This window comes from Gemmata algarum (assembly GCF_034097035.1).
In the GTDB taxonomy this organism is placed as follows: Bacteria; Planctomycetota; Planctomycetia; order Gemmatales; family Gemmataceae; genus Gemmata; species Gemmata algarum.
In genome coordinates this window covers 1-19,418 of record NZ_JAXBLV010000226.1, presented here as the reverse complement: position 1 = coordinate 19,418, position 19,418 = coordinate 1, and the positions used below count along the sequence as shown (strand labels likewise).

Below are 19,418 nucleotides of genomic sequence, written 5' to 3'. Positions count from 1 at the left end.
CCGCGCGTGGTTCTCCCGTCCGTACAAACGCCGCCGCCGTTCATTTCGGATATCCGAAACGAACGGCGGCAGCGAGAGGGTCAGCGGTCAGCGCGTTACTTGCCCGGCATCGCCTGGGGCAACGCCGGCGCCGCCGGGGCAAACCCGTAGCCCGACGGGCCGTAGCCGGCCGCGGGGAAGTACGGGTTAACCGGGAAGTTGCCAGTCGCCGGCGGGCCGTAGAAGGCACCACCAACCGGGGCCGGGGTCAGGAAGTGGGCGTCGTAGGGCCAGTAGTTGTACCACGGGGCGGCCTGGAACGTGGGCAGGTTCTTGTGGCCGCCGCCGAACACCGTCCGCGGGGGCACCCCGCCCAGCCCGCCGCCCAGACCACTAAACCGAGCCAGACCGGTGTGGCCGCAGCCATGACACGGCTTATCGCCCGCAGGGGCGAGGCTCGCGGTAGCAGCCAGCGCAAGCGCGACGCTCGCGGCGATCACGAACGAACGGAGCAGTTTCATCGCGATGGTCCTTTCCTTGGGGAATCGTGCAGCTTCCTGAGTAGCACCGGGCGAACATTAACCTCCCCAACGCACGTTTGCCGTGCGCTCGGGGTGAACCGATCGCGTTTGACGCGATCGGGGGTGTACGGGGTCACTTCGTACCAGACACGGGGATCAGATCAAGCACCGGGTTCAGGGTCGGGGTCGAGCCGTAGAACACGGCCGATTGCGCCGCTGAGCCGAACCCCGAGTAGCGGGCCAGCGCGTCACCGGTGTGCGGGGCGGGCGTGGCACTCGCAACACCACCGCACGACGAGCACGCCGGGGCCGTGTGCCCGTGCCGGCTGCCGGACAACCACGTGTGCCCCTTGAACCAGCCGCCTTGCAACCACGACGCGTGCCAGAACCCGCACGACGAGCACCCGCTCTTGTGCCCGCCCAAATGAAGCTGTCCGTACCGGCCGAACGGCCCCGGCCCACGGCCGTACATTCCCGACTCGCCGTAGAAGTTCGGATCGTAGCGCAGGTACTGGTCCCAGGGACCGTACGGCGCGAACGGGTAGTAGCCGTAGTACGGGCCGTAGTTGAACAGCGGGCCGTGCTGGTGGATCTTCCGGAACATCCCGAGGCAGTGGTCGCCGCAGCCGAACCCGTTGTAGGGCGGGTTGGCGCTGGCCGTCTGCGGGGTGACCAGGAAGAGCAACGGCACCGCCAGCAGGGCGGCGGTCGAAAGGCGTCTCATCGGCGCGAATCCTTGCGGTGCGGCCCGCCGCGGGCCGAGGCCCGTCCCCGTCCGTAGCCGCGGGCACGAGCAAACATCCCGCGCGGACCCGAACCACGCCAACGAAAGAGTGTCCATCGCGGAGCGGAAAATCGCGCCCGCGGCGGCGCGACGGGAACATCCCGAACGGCTTGCGGAACAGGGCGCGGCGTCAGTGAGCGGCGCATTCCGCACGGCCGCGCAGCGCGGCGAACTCGGCGGCCGTGATCGCACACGTTCCGACCCGGCGGTGTGCTGGGGCGGGGCCGTGGCAGTCGCTCCCACCGCTCACCGCCAAACCGTGTGCGGCGGCGGTCGCGCGGAACCGCACTTCGGGAGCGCGGCGCGCCCACGGGTAGACGGCCTCGAGTGCGCCGAGCCCGTAGCCCTTGAGGACCACGACCTGTTCGTCGGTCAGGTCTACCGGCGGGTGCGCAAGCGATGCAACCCCGCCGGCCGCGTGAATCTGCGCAACAGCTTCCTCGATCGGGAGCAGTACTTTCGGCGGCGCCTGTTTGAGGACGGGATGAACGAACCGCTGGAGCGCCTCGTTACGAGTCCGCGCCGCTCCCGCGGCGATCACCAGATCCGCGACGTGGCGCCGGCCGAGGCTGTCGGCGGCAATTTCGGTGAGCCGGGCGCGGTCGTCCGGGATGCTCGCCCCGCGCGCCTGGACCAGAGCGACCAAGGCGCGAAAGCGTTCACGGCGCCCCTCGCGGACCCGCGCGAGCGCGGCCCCCAGTTCCGCGTGTTCGAGGCGCACGAAGTACCCGAGCAGGTGGAACTCCCGGCCGCCGAACGAAGTGCTAATTTCAACCCCCGGGACGACTTCGATCGCTCCGGCGGCCGCGCGCTGGGCCTCGGGAACTCCGGCGAGCGTGTCGTGGTCGGTGATCGCGACAGCGGCGAGCCGGGCCTGGCGTGCGAGAGCAACGACTTGCGACGGGGTGAAGTCGCCGTCGCTCGCCGTGGTGTGGGTGTGCAGGTCCGCACTAGCCGGAGCAGTCAGGTGCGCGAGTCGGCTCGCGGCGGTGGTGTAAGCGGATGTGCGCGGCATGGTGCTCGATTGACCTGTTGCCGCGGGGAACGGCGGTGGCAGGGGGGGCCAAAAGCACCGGATCGCGTTCGCGCCGGTCCTTGCGGCTTAACCCTTCATCACACTACGGACCGCCCTTACCGCGACCCGGCCATCCCGACCGCGAACGCCACGACGACCGCGCCGATGGCCGCAGCGATCAGCATTACGATCACGAACTGGAACACCAGCACAACCACGGCCCGGCCGAGGGTGGTGGGCAGGAGCGAGGACAGCATCGTGACTTGAACCACCACACTGACCGGGAGAGCGATCAGCGCCGCCATGCTGCCGTCCCCACCGTTGAGCGCCGCCGCCATCCCAATTGCAACCCGGACCACAAAATCGACCAGCCCGACCACCAGCAAGATCCCCATCGCCTTGCCGGTTGAGGGCATCGGGATAGCAAGCTCGGACGGGTCTTGCCGGTACCGTCGATACCCCTCCGGTTCGTCGTAATAGGTGAGGTCCGGGGTCGAACCGCCCACGACCTTGTTGGTCAAGCCGATCGCAGCCCGCAGGATCACGCTCCCGATCCACAGCGCGACGGGCAACATCACCCCCGCCACGCACAACACAGCAACGAGACCGGCGGCCGGGTCCATAGATCACCTGCGTGCAGTTCGCCCGCGGGCGCGGGCGCGCCGGGGCCGGGACTAGGTTCCTAGAACACTGTGGTGGCCGGTGCTTTAAGCGAGTTGCGCAGTTTTAATCGAAAAACGCTGTGACAAACAATCTTGGAACGCGAGCAATGCCCTCCGAAACGGAACCGCACGCACCGATCGTCGTCACGTTCACACCAACCCGAGGCGAATTTGTGCGATTCAATATGCGGTTCTCACTTAACCGCATGGTGCTCTTGATCTGTGGGAGTTGGCTGGCCGTTATCCTGTACGCCGTTTACTGCTCATCGCAGTTTACCCGGGATGCCGGCGCAAACCATTACGCCTTCGTATTTTCCGCCGCGTCCACAGTCGCGGTCATACTCGTAATCATCCCACTCGGGGCGTACCGCGCGGCAGTGCGGCGGTGGAACACGGCGTCAGAGTTGCGGGAGCAACGGCGGTACACGTTCACCGACGGCGGGATTCAGGTCACCGGCGAGACCTACGCCGCCTTCAGCGCGTGGTCGCACATCGTCCGTGTAGGGCGGCTCGCGGGACAGGTTTACTTGGGCACCAATCAGAACCAATTTCACCTCATCCCCGTGACCGCTTTCGGCGATCAGTGGGAAGAATTCCGAACATTGGTAGCTGAAAAGGTTGAAACCTGTCGACTGTAAGGCCTTCTCGCGTAACTCGATTCAGAGGCGGCCGTTGTGGCCCATGCGCTCCAGCCTGGGCCACAACGGCAAAAGCCAACCGCAAGCATCCGCAACCGGCCCGTAAATCAGGACGCGCCGGAACCGGTGCCCGCCTTGCGGTCGCTGCGACCCTTACCGACTCGGTCCAGGACGCCGTTCACGAACTTCGGTGAATCCTCGGAACCGAACCGCTTCGCCAGTTCGATCGCCTCGTTGATAACCACTTCCAGTGGCTGCGGGGTTGCGTCGAACAGCAGTTCGTAGGCGCCGAGCCGCAACACGTTCCGGTCCACCGGCGTCATGCGCGTGAGCCGCCAGTTATCCGCGGCGTTTTTCAGCGCCTCGTCGATCCCGTCCTTGCGGGTGGTGACACCGTCGTAGAGGGCCAGCGCGTAGGTGCTCATTTCCGCGTCGCCGAGTAGTCGGTCGCGGGCGAACTGCTGAATCGCTTTGCGCGGCACCTTGGTCGGGTTCTGGTCCCACTGAAACAGCAGTTGCAGAACCACTTCTCGGGCGCGGGAACGTCGGGCCATGTGCTCGGTGTCTCAGTTTTAAGGGGCTACAGACATGCTAGTAGCTTTCGGCCGCGCGCGAATATAGAACGCATTCATCCTCCCCCTACGGCCCCTCTTCGAGGCTCGTCCATCATGCCCCGCTTTCGTGTCGTGGTCGCCGACTTCTTGGCCGACGCCCTCCAGCCCGAGCGCGAGATCCTCGGCGACATCGCCGACGTGGTCGCGCTCAACGCGACCGCCGAGTCGGACCTCGTCGGCCACATCGAGAGCGCCGACGCGGTGATGCTGTACCACAACATCGCCATCACCGCGGCCACCATCTCCCGCCTCCAGCAGTGCAAGCTGATCGTGCGGTGCGGGGTCGGGTTCGACAACGTGGACCACCGGGCGGCGCGGGCGCAGGGCATCCCGGTCGGGAACGTGCCGGACTACGGCGCCGAGGAGGTGGCGGACTCGGCCATCGGGCTGATGCTCGCCCTCACCCGCGGCATCAACTTCTTCAACGTGCGGTTGCAGCAGCGGCGCGGCGCCTGGGCGTTCATGGACGTGGCCCCGCTGCACCGGCTGCGCGGGCGCACGTTCGGGGTGATCGGGCTGGGGTGCATCGGCACCGCGGCGGCCCTGCGGGCCAAGGCCCTCGGCATGGACGTGGCGTTCTACGACCCGTACAAGCCGGACGGGTACGACAAGGCCAACGGCATCCGCCGGGTGGAGAAGCTCGACGACCTGTTCGCGCAGTCGTTCGTTCTGAGCCCCCACTGCCCGCTGACGAGCGAGACGCGGCACATCGTGGACGCGCGCGCCATCGGCCTGATGCCGGACGGGGCGTACCTAGTGAACACCGCCCGCGGCGCGGTCGTCGACGCGACCGCGATCCCGGCCGCGATCCGGTCCGGGAAGCTCCGCGGCGCCGGGATCGACGTGCTGCCGTTCGAGCCGCCGCCGGAGGACCACCCGCTGCTGGTGGCGTGGCGCGACCCGAACGACCCGTGCCACGACCGGGTCATTTTGAACCCGCACTCGGCCTTCTATTCCGAAGAGGGGCTACTCGACATGCGCGTGAAGGGCGCACAGGCGTGCCGCCGCGCGCTGCTGGGCGAACCGCTCCGGAACATCGTGAACTAGCGAGAAACGGCCGCAAAAGGCAGCAAGAAGATTGGCCACAAAAAAGCACAAAGGGCACAAAAGAGAACCAAGACCGAAGACACAGAGAAGTGTTATTGAACTCACTCTTCTGTCTTCGGTTTTGGTTTCCTTTTGTGCCCTTTGTGCTTTTTTGTGGCCAATCCTCTTTGCCTTCGTCTTCTGCTACGCGTCCGCGACGAACGGCTTCAGTTCCTCAGTCGTGAGCAGGCGGTCGAAGTGCGCGCCGACGAAGTAATCGCCGGTGTCGAGCAGCTTCACGTGAACCACCTTCATCCGCACCCGCAGCATCGCCTCGTCGAGCATCGGTTCCAGGTACCCCGCCAGTTCGCTGCCGGTCGGCCGCGGGGCGTGGAGCAACATGCTGATGCCGGTCGTCGAGATGTTCCACACGAGGGCGACCGATGACGGGCCGCCGTCGGGCGCGTCGAGCCGCAGCACTGTTCCCATTGCGGGTTGCCGGCGCGGCGCGACCCGCCGCTCGGTGGATGTGGTTTGAACTTCGGCTACGGGTGCTGGGGCGCTCATGGTGCGTCTCGTGGAGGTAGCCCACATTATTCGCCCGCGCCCGGCCGGGGGCCAGGGCCGATCACGCGGCTTTGCGCGGTTCCACAGGCCGTCCATATAGGACGGTGTCGAGGTACGTGAACAGTTCGGCCTCGAATCGCTCTTTCCGGAAAAGCACCGCCTGGCGCCGGGCAGCCCGGGGGTCGAAATGGTCGCTCGAATTATCGAAGCGTTCGACCGCCTCGCACACGGAATCGCAGTTTTGCTCTGAAAAGAATACTCCCGTCGGCTCGGCCGCGGTCCCGAGCGGCCGGACCGTTTCTGTCAGCCCGCCCCGCGCGAACCCGATCACCGGGCACCCGCACGCCTGCGCCTCGAGCGGCACGATCCCGAAATCCTCCTCGCCGGGGAACAACAGGGCTTTGGCCCGCCGCAGGTGGTGGCGGATGACCTCGTCGGGCTGCCACCCGAGGAACTGCACGTGCGGCCCGGCGCTCGCTTTGAGCTTCGCGAGGTGCTGGCCGCTGCCGATCACCACAAGCTTCTTACCCAGCTTCTCGCACGCTTCGATCGCTAGATCGAACCGTTTGTACGGCGCCAGCGCCGACACCACGAGGTAGAAGTCCTCGCGGGGCACCGGAGCGGGGGTGTAAAACTCCGTATCGACCGGCGGGTAGATGACATCGGCGTCGCGGCCGTAACAGTCGCGAATGCGGTCGCGCACGGTGTTGCTGATCGCCACGAAGTGCGTCACCCGGTCGGCGGTCCGGCGGTCCCACTCGCGGATACGGCCCAGCAGCGTGTCCACGGCTCTGGCCTTCCATTTGCCAATGAAGCCGTGCGGGCGGAAGTACGCATCCTTCATGTGCCAGGCGTACCGCATCGGGGTGAAGCAGTAGCACACGTGCGGGACGCCCTTGGGAGGCTTTGCCGACTTCGCTACCGCGTGCGACAAGCTCACCACGAGGTCGGCATCGGTGACGCCCCAGCCCGCCGCGAACGGCATCAGCGGGAGCAGGTAGCGGTAGTACCGCTCCACCTTCGGCAGGGCGTTGAGGAAGCTCGGATGAATGCGCGCGGCTTCCACCGCGGCCGGCACCGTACCCTTTTTGTGGATCAGGGTCAGGAGCTTCGCGTCCGGCCAGCGCCGGCAGAGCGGTTCGAGGCACTTCTCCCCCCCCCGTGTGCCGGTGAGCCAGTCGTGAACCAGAACCACGCGCTCGGGTCGCCCGGCGTCCATGCCGTTTCCCTTCGGAAATGTCCCGGGCCGACCGGGTTCGCGTTTGAAAGAATCTCGCGGGCGGAAGTGTACCGTACCGCGGGAGCCGCGCGAAGGCGGGTCGCAAGAGGCGGAACCGGTTCACACTTCGCGGGTTGTGTGCCGGAGCCGGTTGCTCGATTCGGTCCGGCCGCGTTGCGTGCCGGGAAATTGCGTTGTAAGCTGAATTGCAACACCCGCCGCGTGTTCGGTCGCCTCGCACGGCCGAACGCGACCGGCGCGTTTCTCAGAGACGGCTCAGCCGCCTTGTCGGGGGAATCAGATGGCGTTCACGCTCAACATCGGCAAGTGCAGTCTGCTGGGCAACTACCGCGAAAATAACGAAGACTGCGTCGACGTGAAGGTGTTCCCGGATCTGATCGTGAACATCGTCGCGGACGGGATGGGCGGCCAAGCGGCCGGCGAGATCGCGAGCCGCAAGGCGGTGGACATCATCCCCCGCGAGCTGCGCAAGAACGTGACCCAGCACCTGAACCCCGAAGGGGTCAAGAGCACCGTCCGCCGGGCCATCGTGCAGGCGAACGAAGAAATCATGGCGATGGGCGCCCTCGACAAGGACATGAAGAACATGGGCACCACCGTCGTGATGGCGGTGTGGCGCAAGGAAAAGGGGAAGGACCACGAGCTGTTCGTCGCGGGCGTCGGCGACAGCCGGTGCTACTTGGTCCGCAACCGCCGGATCACGCAACTGACCGTCGACCACTCGCTGGCGCAGGCGCTGGTGGAGGCGCGGACCATCAGCCCGGCCGAGGCCAAGGACCACCGGTTCCGCAACGTGCTGTGGAAGTACCTCGGCAGCAAGGAAGTGGGCGAGGGGCCGGACGTTGCGGTGGTGCAACTGCAAGCCGGCGACCGGCTCCTGCTCTGCACCGACGGGCTGACCGGGGTCGTGTCGGACGAAGACTTGGCGGCGTACATCACCAACGCGACCGACATGCAGCAGTGCGCCGAAGGGCTCGGCCAACTCGCACTCGATCAGAACTCCCGCGACAACGTGTCGTGCGTCGTGATCGATGTCGCGGAAGCGTAAGGACTTCGGGTCAAAAGTCGTCAGATCAGCAAGTCGTAAAGTCACAAACCGTTATTACCAGTTGGTTTGTGACTTTACGACTTTTGACGATCGGACTTTTGACCCGAAGCCCTAAGCCGCAATCGCCGTAAAACAGCCCGCCACGAATCGGCCCTCAAACGGGCCGTTCCGCGAGCAGCAGCCAGCCGTACACGTTCCCGCCGGCGGCCGGTTGGCCGTCGGTACCGAATGGGGCCGTTTCCTTCACGGTAAATCCGGCAGCCGTCAGAACCCGCTGTGCTTCATCTCGGGTGAAGTGGTGCAGCGTAAGGGGAGCGCCGCCGTAAGCCTGAGACATCTCGATGTCGCCAACGGTCGGGCCGCCGAACAACGTGCCCCAGCGCTGGCGGAGCACACGTTTCCAACCGAGCCCGCGGAAGAACCGGTTGTGTGCGTGGAGCACAAACACCCCGCCGGGCTTGAGCACCCGAAACGCGTTATCAAGGACTTTCGCCCGGTTCTCGGCCCCGCGCACCATCCCGAGGGTGCTGAACAGACACGCCGCGTAGTCGAACGACGCGGGCGGGAGGGCGAGCGGCTCCACGAGGTTCGCCCGCAGCCACTCCGTGCGCCCGCTCACCGCTGCCGCGTTCGCGCGCGCCTTGGCGAGCATCTCCTCCGACAAATCGACGCCGACGCACTCGAACCCCTTTCGCGCGAAGTGAACGCACAGCCGCCCGGTGCCGCACCCCAGATCGAGGAGCCGGCCGGGGGCCGGGAACGCGCGCGCGCAGAACGCCACGTCGGCGGCCGCGAGCGGGGACGTGTGCATCTGGTCGTCGTAGGTCGCAACCATCTCGGCGGCGTGCAAGTAGTCCCAGAGCCCGCGGTCGACGCCGGGCGGCAGTTGCCAGTCGGGAATCATGTCCGGTATTCCGTGTGCAGTGTTTCGTGTTAGTGGTACGCACGGGGTGGTATTATTCGTACCCCGCATCCGCCACCTGCGCCCCACCGAACACGGAACACCCATGCGCGCCACCGACGTCCGCGTCCGCGACTTGTACTTCGAGTACGAGGACTTCCGGTACCGCACGCCGATCAAGTTCGGCGGGGTGGCGCTCGACCGGGTGACGCTCCTGAACGTGCGGCTCACCGTCGAGAGCGGGGCGGGCAAGAGCGCGACCGGGTTCGGCTCGATGCCGCTGGGCAACGTGTGGGCGTACCCGTCGCGCGTGCTCACCTACGACCAGACGCTCGGCGCGATGCGGTTCCTGGCCTCCCGGGTCGCCGACGCGTACCGGCTGTGCGGGCTGAGCGGGCACCCGATCGACATCACGCACCGGCTCGAACCGGAACTGCTCCTCGCCGGTAACGACTTCACCGCCATCCACCGGCTGAGCGACCCGGTCCCGAAGCTGGCTGTCTTGGTGGTCGCGTCGGCGTTCGACGCCGCCCTCCACGACGCCTACGGCAAACTTCACGGCCTCAACTGCTTCCGCACGTACACGCGCGAGTTCCTGCCCGACGACCTGAGCCCCTACCTCGGCGCCGAGTTCAGCGGGTTGCACCTCGACGACTTCATCACGCACGAGCCGAAGCCTTCAATGCCGCTGTACCACCTGGTCGGCGCGCTCGACCCGATCACCCCAGAAGACGTGGCACAGCCCGTCGGCGACGGGCGGCCGGAACACCTCGCCGAGTGGATCACGCGGGACGGCCTCACGCACCTCAAGATCAAGCTCAACGGCGACGACCTCGGGTGGGACGTGGAGCGCTGCGTTCGCATCAACGCCGTCGCGGAAGGCGCGCAACGCGCGCGGGGCGTGACGGCGTGGTGGTACTCGCTCGACTTCAACGAACGGTGCCAGAACGTCGGGTACCTGATCGAGTTCCTTCAGAAGCTCCGGGAGCGCACGCCGGCCGGCTACGACCGCGTCCAGTACGTCGAGCAGCCGACCGCGCGCGACCTGAACGCGCACCCCGAGAACAAGATGCACGCCGCGGCGAAGCTGAAGCCCGTGGTGATCGACGAATCGCTGCTCGATCTGGAGTCGCTGAAGCTGTCGATGGAGATGGGGTACACCGGCGTCGCGTTCAAGGCGTGCAAGGGGCAGACGCAAACGCTGCTGCTCGCCGCGGCGGCGCAAAAGTACGGCCTGTTCCGGTGCGTGCAGGATTTGACGTGTGTGGGGGCATCGCTGATCCACTCCGCGAGCCTCGCGGCCCACATCCCCGGGGTGGCCGCGATCGAATCGAACGGCCGCCAGTACTGCCCGGCGGCAAACGCGGCGTGGGACGCGAAGTTCCCGGGCGTGTTTACCGTCACCGGCGGCAGCATGAACACCGCGCTCCTGAACGGCGTGGGCCTCGGCGCGGTGAGTTAGGGCTCCTTCCGCTCGCGGTCGCGGCCGTCGGAGAGCACCTCCCACCCACGCTCCGCATCGGTCAAACGCTCGCCGCCGGCGACGGTCAGCGACGCCCGCAGCGCGCCGGGTGTCACGTCATTCAACAGGCGGTGAACCGCGTCGTCGGCGGTCACGACCGCCGGGTGCTTGTACCAACTGCTGATGCCGTTCGGGCTGTCGAGCCGGAAGTCCATCGTGTCGAACGCGAGGTCGCGGGGCTCCATCCAGTGAACGCCCAGGCCGTTGTTCTCGACGATCAAGATGGTGGAACTGGCACCATCAGTCACCTCATCGAACTTCCGCGCACTGGCCCCGGGCCACATCGTGTCTGGCCCGACCACGGCGAGGTAATTGGTCGTCGTTCCGAGCGGTTCCGTGCCGTGAAACGCGTAAAGCTTCGGCATTCGAGGCGCGAGTAAACTGTTGTTCGGACCGTTCCACGGCTCGTCGAACCGGTACGCATTAAAAATCTGCTGCTGCTCGATGTACGGCAGGATCAGGGTGCGCCAACTGTGCCACGGCTTGCCGTCCGGCCCGACAACGTAGGCCGGCGGCAGGCGCCCGTAAGTCTCGGCGTAGTTGGCGACCGCCAACCCGAGTTGCTTAAGGTTTCAAAGGTCTGCCATGTTTCTCGCGGCGTTACGCACCCTCTGAATGCCGTATCCAAGGGCACACAGACCAGCGCCGACCGTGCCGGTGACAGAGAGCGTGACGAACTGGCGCCGTGAGAGCACGGTATGTCCCCTGTGGTAGTGAGAGAACGAACCCCATACTGGCGCCCGCCGGTGGAAATTCCAAGCAAATTCGGAGCTAAGGTTCAGGGCGCGTCGCGGGTTGAAGTTCGTTCATCGACTTGGTAAGCCATCGAGCGGGGCATTCCTCTCGGCCCCGAGGAGTCGGACGCTTAATATGAGCACCCATTTGCCAGGGACCGGCGTCGACGACACGCCCGTCACTGAGCGCGACCTCGTTGATTACTTCCACGAGGGTTCCAAACCGACACCGGCGTGGCGCGTCGGTGCGGAGTTCGAGAAGTTCGCCCTCGATCGCGGAACGGGTCAGCAAATTGGCTTCGACGCGGGCATTGAGGGGGTGCTCCACGCCCTGGCGACGCATTTCGCCTGGGAGCCGCACACCGAGGCGGGGCGCCTCACGACGCTGACCCGCGGCCGGTCCACGGTTTCCGTCGAGCCCGGCGGGCAACTCGAGCTCTCGACCGCCCCGACGGCCCGGCTGTCCGAACTCCGGTCCGAGTTCGAAACGCACCTGCACGAGTTGCGGGCGGTGACCGACCCGGCGAGGGTCGCGTGGGTCGCGGCCGGGGTGACGCCGTTCAGCGCGGTCGAAGACATCCCGCTGAACCCGCGGCCGCGGCACCGGCTGATGGCCGAGTACCTGCCGACCCGCTGCCCGCACGGGCTGCACATGATGAAGGCGACCGCGAGCACGCAGGTCACCTTCGACTACGAGAGCGAGGCTGACGCCGGGCGCAAGCTCGCGGTCGCGCTCAAGCTCGGGCCGGTGGTCAACGCGCTGTTCGCCAACGCGCCGCGGTACGCGGGCCGGCGGACGGAGTTCGTGTCGTTCCGGGGGCACATCTGGCACAACATGGACCCCGACCGCAGCGGACTGCTCACGGACCTGCTCGCGGATGAAATCACGTTCGACCGCTGGGTGCAGTTCGTTCTCGACGTGCCGCTGTTGCTGCTCACGGACGGCGAGTCCCTGAAGCCCGCGCCGGGCGCCACGTTCCGGGAGTTCCTGCACAACGGCATCGACGGCCGGCACCCGACTCGGCACGACTGGGACGTTCACCTCTCGACGGTGTTCACCGAGGCGCGGCTGAAGCGGTTCATGGAGGTGCGCGGCGCCGACGCGACCCCGGCCCCGCTGGTGCTGTCGGTCCCGGCGGTGTGGAAGGGGCTGCTGTACGATCCGACGGCACTCGCGGCGGCAACGGATCTAGCGCGAAACTTCACGCCGGAAGAGCTGCGCCCGCTTTCGGAAGCCATTACGCGCCGGGGGATGCGTGCCGAGCACCGCGACGTTCCGGTCGCGCGCTGGTGCCACGAGGTGACCGCGATCGCGGACGCCGGGCTGGGCCGTATGGGCGAGGATGTGACGTTCCTCGACCCCGTGCGCGAGCTGTTGGACGCGGGCCGCTCGCCCGGAGAGCTGTGGCCACCGGGAGGGGACGTCGCTCAACTGCTTGGAGCCGTCGAGTACACCGGCCTGCTCTCGTGAGCCGCACCTTTTGGTGCGGCGCCGCCCTTCCCTTCATCCGCTCACGTTCCGATCGCCGGCGGGGGCCGACTCGGCCGAGCGATCGTACCGCGCACGTGCCGCCTCGATCACGGCGCGGTTATCCCGCGCCCACTGTCCGAGCGCGAAAATCGGCGTGCGCAGCGACTCGCCGAGATCGGTCAGCGCGTACTCCACGCGCGGCGGCACCGTCGGGAACACGGTTCGGGAAATGAGCCCGTCCCGCTCCAGCCCCCGAACGGTGAGCGTCAGCATCCGTTGCGACACGCCGGTGAGGGACCGCTGCAGCTCTTTGAACCGCTTCGGACCGTCGGACAGCACGATCACAACCAGAACGGTCCATTTCTCGGCGATCAGCGACAGCAACTCGGCTCCCGGCTTGCACCCCTCGCGCAGTTCCGCGTGGTTGCCCCGCCGCAGGTGCTCTTTCAGCTCCGCGAGTTCCTTGTCGGGGGTAGGCACACGCGTGTTACTCTGTTCCATGTCTGTGCCTTCTTGAGACGACCGGCGACACAGGTATTATGCCCACGGTCACCGCGTGATACCAACCGGACGCGCCGCTCTGTCGGGTGGCGCCGCGGCATTCGGAGCGAATGATGAACGTTTTGCACGTCGATTCCAGCATCCTGGGCGCCCACTCCGTCAGCCGGGCGGTGTCTGCGGCCGTCGTGTCCCGGTTGCTCGCGACGCACCCCAACGCAAAGGTGGTCTACCGGGACGTGGCTGCAGACCCGCTCCCGCAACTCACCGGTTCACTTGCGGCCACGCTCGGCAAGCCGGCGGATCAGGTTCCACCCGAGGTCGCCCGCGAGGCGGCCGCGTTGCGCCATGCGCTGGGCGAAGTGCTCGCGGCCGATGTCATCGTTGTGGGGGTGCCGATGTACAACTTCGGCATCCCGAGCCAGCTCAAGACGTGGCTGGACGCGCTGGCCGTTGCCGGGGTCACGTTTCGCTACTCGCCCGCCGGCCCGGAAGGGTTGCTCGGGCGCAAGCGTCTGGTCATCGCCTCCTCGCAAGGCGGCTTCTATCGGCCCGGCACACCGAGCGCGGGGTTCGAGCACCAGGAGAGCCACCTGCGGGCCTTCTTCGCCTTCTTGGGGCTGACCAACGTGCAGGTGGTCCGGGCGGACGGCACGAAGGTGTCCGGCGGCGACGAGCACGGGCTACCGACGGCGCTCCGGGAGGTCGCCGCGCTGCAGGTCGCGTGACCGCGTGCGGGCACCCCTGCCCGCACGTTACGCGTCACGGCGGGGGCGCTATTTCCACACCGCGACTTGCCCGGTGCGCAGCGACTGGTTGGCCAGGTGCGCGCCGGCGGCGGCACCGACCCCGGCTTCCGCCGGGCACGCCACTTTCTTCGACCGGTCCCGGATCGCCTCGACCCAGTTCGTGAGGTGGAGCAGTTCGCCGTCGGGCTTGTCGTAGAAGTCCAACCCCTTCTCACCCGTGCCCAGGACGAGCGACTTGGCCTCGGGCAGTTTCTTACCGCGGTCCGGGATGATCTCGTACCGCCCGCGGTCGAGGTACAGCGTCCCCTCGGTGCCCATGAACTCGCACATCGAGCCGTTCCGGTTGTTGCTGAACGTCCCCTCGAAGTACACCTGAACCTGCTTGTCGGGGTAGCGCAGGAGCGTCTGCACCGTGTCGGGCGTTTCCCACACGCCCTTCGCGGCAAACCAGTCCCCCACGCTCGCGGCGCTCGCCGGGTGATCGAGGTCGAGGAACCAGTGAACCACGTCGAGCCAGTGAACCATCAGGTCGGTGAAGATGCCCCCGCCGAAGTCCCAGAACCAGCGCCACTGGCGGAACTTGTAGGCGTCGAAGTCTTGGGGCTTCGCGGCGCCGAGGAACCGCTTCCAATCGACCTTGCTTGCGTCGAGCGCCTCCTTGCCGCGCTGGAACCGGTTCGCGTTACGGTTCCACGTACAATGAACCTTGTGAACCTTGCCCACCACGCCGGCTTTGAGGAGCTTGTACGCTTCAAGGATGTGCGTCATGCTCCGCTGCTGGGTGCCCACCTGAACGACCCGCTTGCTCTCGTTCTGGGCCGCGATCACCGCCGCCCCTTCGCTCAGATCGTGCGTGAGCGGCTTCTCGACGTACACGTTTTTTCCCGCCTTGCACGCGTCCACCGTGAGCGGGACGTGCCAGTGGTCCGGCGCCGCGATCAGCACCGCGTCCACATCTTTGCGGGCGAGCAGTTCCTCGTGCTTGGTGGTGGCGAACGCCTTGGGGTCGGCGAGCTTCTTGCCGGCTTCGAGGTTGTCGGCGAACACGTCGCAGACCGCGGTGATTGTGACGTTCGGCAGCGCCGGGAACGACTTCAACAGGTGCTTGCACCGCCCCCCGACCCCGATCAGACCGACCCGGAGCGTATCGTTGGCTGCAAAGCCCCGGGACGTTTCAACCAGCAGGCCCGCGGCGGCGAGCGCGGACGAAGAAAGGAACGTGCGGCGGTCTGGTATGGACATACGGCACCTTGAAGGGAGAAGTGCCGCCACGATAAACGGAAGTCGGAGGCGGGAAAAGAAAAACCCCCGCGGTGGGCGAGCCGCGGGGGCCGGATGAAGGCGACCCATCCGTTGAACGGGTGAATGAACCGCTGCGGTTATACGCTCGAGGGTCACGAATGAAGCAGCGGACCGACTAAAGACGGCTTGAACCAAATAGCTACAACCAGCAAACAGCTGGCAGCATTTCCCGGGCAAGCGAGTTAATCACACTTAGTACGGGTTGGAACAGAAATAGTTTCACCTGATTCCATTTTCGCCCCAAAAAAATGAAAACACGGGGTACCGGTGAAGGGAAAATGAGAGGCGATGCAATTACTGTCTCGCCGCCTGATGTATTCCGTTTTTAGCCTGTAATTTTGACCGGCGAATTGCGCAATCCAGGCATCGGATTTTGTTTTGCGCGCACTGTGAGCAGCGAGCGCGACACCTAATCGGTGGCAACACCTTCGACTACTCGTTCGGAAAGCGTTTGCTCGCGGTCACATTCGGCTTGTCGTTCTGACCGAGGACCACGATGTAGGTCGCGGCGCCCGGTGTAGCGTCGATGAGTTTCAGCCCCTGCTCGGGTGGCAGTACGCTAACGGCCTTCGTCATACTGTCGGCCGTAATGCCGTTGGGAGCGATCACCGTTACGCTGCGGCGCCCGGTAAGCCCGACCCCGGTTTTCGGGTCGAGCACGTGCGAGTAGCTCACCCCCGCAATCTCCACGAACTGTTCGAGGTCGCCCGAGGTCGAAACCGCGGCGTTCGCGAGTTTCAGCGTGCGCGGCTTCTGGCTCTTCGCGATAGGCGCGATGTCCACCTTCCACGCCTGCTCCCCGGGTGGGGGATCGCCACAAGTGATGTCGCCGTAAGCGGCGACGAGTGCTTGCGTGATGCCAAATTTCTCGCGCAAAAGCTTCAGCGCCTCGTCCGCGGCGTATCCCTTTGCGATGCCGCCGAGGTCGAGTTGCATTCCCGGGGTGGTCAGCCGCACCGTTTTCTTTGTGGGGTCCAGTTTCACCTTCTGGTATCCCACCTTCGCGCGGGCAGCAGCCAGTTCCTTCGCGTCCGGGAACTGTTGGGTGCGGCGCGCGAGACGCCACAACTGCACGACAGGACCGACCGTCACATCGAACGCCCCGTCCGACTTCTTGGACAACTCGTCGGCCTTCTGAAGCACGAAAAAGAGGTCATCGCCGACTGCGACCGGGTCGCCCACGTCGGTCGCGAATGCCTTACACAAGAGCATCAGCTCGCTGTCCTTCTTGTAGTCGCTCATCACCGCGTCGAGTTGGGCCACGCGCGCAAAGGCCGCGTCGGCGGCTTTTTTCGCGACGGCCTTATCGGTGGTGTAAAGCACGATCCGAAACGTCGTGCCCATGTGCTTCGACTCGAACTCGAAGCGCGCCGGCTCACCCTGCCACACGTTCGCGACGAGGTGAGGGGCAGAGGGCGGGTTGATTTCGCTACCCGGACCCGCGAACATAAGATGAATCAGCACGGCCCCGACGACGAACTCGCTCATTTTGCGCCTCCGGCCCGTTGACAGCGGCCCTTCCAGTAGGGAATCTAACAGGTATGCCAACCCGACACATCCTCTCCATCGCATTCTGCACCGCGCTTCCGCTCTTGGCGGTCGCGGTGAGCGCGGACGACAAACTGGCCCCCAAACCGTCCAATAAAGCCACCGAAACGCCCAAGACCGCCAAACTGGAAGCCGGCAAGAACTACGTCGAGAAGACGAGCGGCTTCAAAATGGTTGTGGACGACCCGGACACCGACCCGCCGAAAACTCACAAGGAGGAGATGAAGGCGCAGTTCGAGATGGTCTGGGTGCCCGGCGGCGAGTTCACGATGGGTAGCCCCGCGGGCGAAGCGGGGCGCGAGGCCACAGAAGGGCCGGCCCACAAGGTGAAGGTCGGCGGTTTCTGGATGGCCAAGTTCGAGTGCGGCTGGGACGAGTTCGACACCTTCTGGTACGACGAGAACTTCCTGAAGGCCGACAACTTGGCGGCCCAGAAGTTCGGGCCGGACGCGGTGACCCGCCCGACTAACGCGTTCGTGGACGCGACCTACGGGCACCCGCGCGACGGGCACCCGGCCCTGTGCATGACGCACCACGCCGCGATGATGTACTGCAACTGGCTCCAGAAGAAGACCGGCCGCGCGTACCGGCTGCCCACCGAGGCGGAATGGGAGTACGCCGCCCGCGGCGGTAAGGGCGACACCGCGTACTTCTTCGGCAACGACCCGAAGGGGCTCACGGATTACGCCTGGTTCAAGGACACCTCCCCGACCGACGACAAGCCCGCGGGGACGACCCACAAGAGCGGGACCAAGAAGCCGAACCCGTTCGGGCTGTACGACATGTACGGCAACGTGTGGGAGTGGACCCTCGACCAGCACGACCCGAAGGCCTACGAGAAGTTCGCGAAGAACCCGCTTTCGCTCGGCCCGGTGACGCTGCCGACCGATGAGAAGTGGGCGCACGTCGTGCGCGGCGGGTCCTGGGCTGATAAGGCCGACCGGTGCCGCAGCGCGGCGCGGCGAGTGTCGGACAAGAGCTGGATGAAGTGGGACCCGCAGGAGCCGCAGAGCATCTGGTGGCTCACCCGCATGGACGTGATCGGGTTCCGCGTCGTACTCGCCGAGAGCGAACAGCCCGAACTCGTGGGGCTGAAGCCCAAGGTCGTGAAGAAATCGGAGTAGCGTTCGGTGTTTTCGTGTTTCGTGTTTGGAATTTAGTGCCCGGCCCGCACTCGCAAGGGCCGTTGGTGTACCAACCGAACACCAGCCACTAAACACCAAGCACATCTCTCCCCCGGAGGTCCCATGTCGAACCGTCGTGATTTCCTGAAGGCGTCCGCCGCTGTCGGCGGGACCGCGAGCGTGAGCGGGCTGGCGAGCGCGTTCGCCGGTGGCGCGAGCGACACGATTAAGGTCGGCCTCATCGGCTGCGGCGGGCGCGGCATGGGGGCCGTCAAGGACATCCTCAATGCCGAAGAGAAGATCAACGGCAACGCCGCCAAGCTCGAAATCGTCGCGGTGGCCGACGCGTTCAAGGACCGGGCCACCAACGCGGTGAAGACCTTCACCAACGAGAAGGGCAAGGACTACGGGCGGTTCGTCAAGCAAGTGAAGATCACCCCGGACACCACCTTCGACGGCCTCGACGCCTACGAGAAGCTCCTCAAGACCGACGTGAACCTGGTGATCCTGGCGACCCCGCCGGGGTTCCGCCCCTACCACCTCGAAGCGGCCGTGCGGGCCGGGAAGAACATCTTCTGCGAGAAGCCGGTCGCGGTGGACGCCACCGGCGCCCGCAAGTGCTACGCGCTGGTCGAGGAGTCGAAGAAGAAGAACATCGCGATCGTCGCCGGCACCCAGCGCCGCCACCAGAAGGGGTATATCGAGACCGTCAAGAAGATCCAGGACGGGGCGATCGGCGAGCTGCGCGCCGCCCGCTGCTCGTGGAACGGCCGCCGCCCGTGGTTTCACGAGCGCCCGGCCGGGATGGCCGACAGCACCTACCAGCTCCGCAACTGGTACCACTACCTGTGGGCGTGCGGCGACCACATCGTTGAGCAACACGTTCACAACCTGGACGTTATCAACTGGATCGTCGGCGACCACCCGGTCAAGGCGGTCGGGTTCGGCGGCCGCGCCCTCGGGCCGGCGGGCGACCCGAAGAACGTGGGCCAGATCTGGGACCACTTCGCGGTGGAGTACGAGTACAAGAGCGGCCTGCGGCTCTCCAGCTTCTGCCGCCACATCCCGGGCGACGACGACGTGTCGGAGACCGTGTACGGTGAGAAGGGCCAGACCTACACCCGCGACGGTGTCTACCAGATCAACAAGCAGCGGTCCGGCTCGGACGACATCTCGGCTTACGTGCAGGAGCACATCGACCTGCTCAACAGCATCCGCGCCGGGCGCCCGTTGAACGAGCTGAAGAACGTGACCGACTCGACGTTCACCGCGATCTTCGGCCGCAACGCGGCCTACTCGTGCCGCACCCTGAACTGGGCCGACGCGCTGGCCGCGGCGGAAGACACGATGCCCAAGGACTTCGCGCTGGACAAGCCACTGGACGCGACCCGCGCCCCGGTCCCGGGCGTGTGGAAGCTGCCCCCGAAGGCCTAAGCGGCAGATAGAAGGCAGCAGAAGCGGGTTCACCGCAGAGG

At 66.0% G+C, this 19,418-nt stretch carries 19 protein-coding genes and 1 pseudogene; 8 read left to right on the top strand and 12 right to left on the bottom strand.

Annotated elements, in window-relative coordinates; genetic code table 11:
* Positions 1-95: 95 nt before the first annotated feature.
* From R5W23_RS28030 to R5W23_RS28015, 4 genes are all read right to left on the bottom strand, one after another.
* Complete coding sequence (locus tag R5W23_RS28030; RefSeq protein ID WP_320689228.1) at positions 96-500, bottom strand: hypothetical protein; 405 nt, start codon at positions 498-500, stop codon at positions 96-98.
* Between the two features lie 133 nt (positions 501-633).
* The gene (locus tag R5W23_RS28025) at positions 634-1,224 is read right to left on the bottom strand and encodes a hypothetical protein (RefSeq protein ID WP_320689227.1); all 591 of its coding nucleotides are present in this window, start codon (positions 1,222-1,224) and stop codon (positions 634-636) included.
* 190 nt (positions 1,225-1,414) lie between these two features.
* On the bottom strand, positions 1,415-2,299 hold the full coding sequence (locus tag R5W23_RS28020; protein ID WP_320689226.1) for a PHP domain-containing protein: 885 nt from the start codon (positions 2,297-2,299) through the stop codon (positions 1,415-1,417).
* A gap of 116 nt (positions 2,300-2,415) precedes the next feature.
* Positions 2,416-2,922, bottom strand: a complete 507-nt coding sequence (locus R5W23_RS28015) for a hypothetical protein (protein WP_320689225.1) — start codon at positions 2,920-2,922, stop codon at positions 2,416-2,418.
* 146 nt (positions 2,923-3,068) lie between these two features.
* On the opposite strand from R5W23_RS28015, the gene R5W23_RS28010 reads away from it, so the two are divergent.
* Positions 3,069-3,599: a YcxB family protein gene (locus R5W23_RS28010; protein ID WP_320689224.1), complete on the top strand. Its 531-nt coding sequence runs from the start codon at positions 3,069-3,071 to the stop codon at positions 3,597-3,599.
* Between the two features lie 107 nt (positions 3,600-3,706).
* On the opposite strand, the gene nusB is transcribed toward R5W23_RS28010, so the two are convergent.
* Entirely contained in the window at positions 3,707-4,153 is a 447-nt protein-coding gene (nusB, locus tag R5W23_RS28005; RefSeq protein ID WP_320689222.1) for a transcription antitermination factor NusB, read from the bottom strand.
* Between the two features lie 114 nt (positions 4,154-4,267).
* On the opposite strand from nusB, the gene R5W23_RS28000 reads away from it, so the two are divergent.
* Positions 4,268-5,260 (top strand): C-terminal binding protein, encoded by a 993-nt coding sequence (locus R5W23_RS28000; RefSeq protein ID WP_320689221.1) that lies wholly within the window; start codon positions 4,268-4,270, stop codon positions 5,258-5,260.
* A 183-nt stretch (positions 5,261-5,443) separates the two neighbouring features.
* Here R5W23_RS28000 and R5W23_RS27995 read toward each other — a convergent pair whose 3' ends face one another.
* Positions 5,444-5,806: a PilZ domain-containing protein gene (locus R5W23_RS27995; RefSeq protein ID WP_320689220.1), complete on the bottom strand. Its 363-nt coding sequence runs from the start codon at positions 5,804-5,806 to the stop codon at positions 5,444-5,446.
* A 61-nt stretch (positions 5,807-5,867) separates the two neighbouring features.
* Complete coding sequence (locus R5W23_RS27990; protein WP_320689219.1) at positions 5,868-7,025, bottom strand: glycosyltransferase; 1,158 nt, start codon at positions 7,023-7,025, stop codon at positions 5,868-5,870.
* A gap of 301 nt (positions 7,026-7,326) precedes the next feature.
* Between R5W23_RS27990 and R5W23_RS27985 the strand changes: the two genes are divergently transcribed.
* A complete protein-coding gene (locus tag R5W23_RS27985; RefSeq protein ID WP_010046564.1) occupies positions 7,327-8,094 on the top strand; it encodes a PP2C family protein-serine/threonine phosphatase in 768 nt (255 codons plus the stop codon).
* Between the two features lie 154 nt (positions 8,095-8,248).
* Here R5W23_RS27985 and R5W23_RS27980 read toward each other — a convergent pair whose 3' ends face one another.
* Positions 8,249-8,998 (bottom strand): class I SAM-dependent methyltransferase, encoded by a 750-nt coding sequence (locus R5W23_RS27980; RefSeq protein ID WP_320689217.1) that lies wholly within the window; start codon positions 8,996-8,998, stop codon positions 8,249-8,251.
* A gap of 103 nt (positions 8,999-9,101) precedes the next feature.
* Here R5W23_RS27980 and R5W23_RS27975 point away from each other — a divergent pair, with 103 nt between their 5' ends.
* Positions 9,102-10,457: a mandelate racemase/muconate lactonizing enzyme family protein gene (locus R5W23_RS27975; protein ID WP_320689216.1), complete on the top strand. Its 1,356-nt coding sequence runs from the start codon at positions 9,102-9,104 to the stop codon at positions 10,455-10,457.
* Here the strand turns inward: R5W23_RS27975 and R5W23_RS27970 are convergent.
* Positions 10,454-11,077 (bottom strand): annotated as a pseudogene (locus tag R5W23_RS27970) (DUF1559 family PulG-like putative transporter); the annotation flags it as partial. The gene R5W23_RS27975 and the pseudogene R5W23_RS27970 overlap by 4 nt on opposite strands.
* Positions 11,078-11,387: 310 nt before the next feature.
* On the opposite strand from R5W23_RS27970, the gene R5W23_RS27965 reads away from it, so the two are divergent.
* Positions 11,388-12,722, top strand: a complete 1,335-nt coding sequence (locus R5W23_RS27965; RefSeq protein WP_320689215.1) for a glutamate--cysteine ligase — start codon at positions 11,388-11,390, stop codon at positions 12,720-12,722.
* Positions 12,723-12,755: 33 nt separating this feature from the next.
* On the opposite strand, the gene R5W23_RS27960 is transcribed toward R5W23_RS27965, so the two are convergent.
* Complete coding sequence (locus R5W23_RS27960) at positions 12,756-13,223, bottom strand: winged helix-turn-helix transcriptional regulator (RefSeq protein WP_320689213.1); 468 nt, start codon at positions 13,221-13,223, stop codon at positions 12,756-12,758.
* Between the two features lie 113 nt (positions 13,224-13,336).
* Here R5W23_RS27960 and R5W23_RS27955 point away from each other — a divergent pair, with 113 nt between their 5' ends.
* A complete protein-coding gene (locus R5W23_RS27955) occupies positions 13,337-13,948 on the top strand; it encodes an FMN-dependent NADH-azoreductase (RefSeq protein WP_320689212.1) in 612 nt (203 codons plus the stop codon).
* A 48-nt stretch (positions 13,949-13,996) separates the two neighbouring features.
* Here the strand turns inward: R5W23_RS27955 and R5W23_RS27950 are convergent, their stop codons facing one another.
* The gene (locus R5W23_RS27950) at positions 13,997-15,211 is read right to left on the bottom strand and encodes a Gfo/Idh/MocA family protein (RefSeq protein WP_320689211.1); all 1,215 of its coding nucleotides are present in this window, start codon (positions 15,209-15,211) and stop codon (positions 13,997-13,999) included.
* A gap of 492 nt (positions 15,212-15,703) precedes the next feature.
* Positions 15,704-16,759, bottom strand: a complete 1,056-nt coding sequence (locus R5W23_RS27945) for an FAD:protein FMN transferase (RefSeq protein ID WP_320689210.1) — start codon at positions 16,757-16,759, stop codon at positions 15,704-15,706.
* Positions 16,760-16,812: 53 nt separating this feature from the next.
* Between R5W23_RS27945 and R5W23_RS27940 the strand changes: the two genes are divergently transcribed.
* Both R5W23_RS27940 and R5W23_RS27935 read left to right on the top strand, forming a co-directional pair.
* The gene (locus tag R5W23_RS27940) at positions 16,813-17,943 is read left to right on the top strand and encodes a formylglycine-generating enzyme family protein (RefSeq protein WP_320689209.1); all 1,131 of its coding nucleotides are present in this window, start codon (positions 16,813-16,815) and stop codon (positions 17,941-17,943) included.
* 123 nt (positions 17,944-18,066) lie between these two features.
* Positions 18,067-19,377, top strand: coding sequence for a Gfo/Idh/MocA family oxidoreductase (locus R5W23_RS27935; protein WP_320689208.1), 1,311 nt, complete (start codon positions 18,067-18,069; stop codon positions 19,375-19,377).
* Positions 19,378-19,418: the final 41 nt, after the last annotated feature.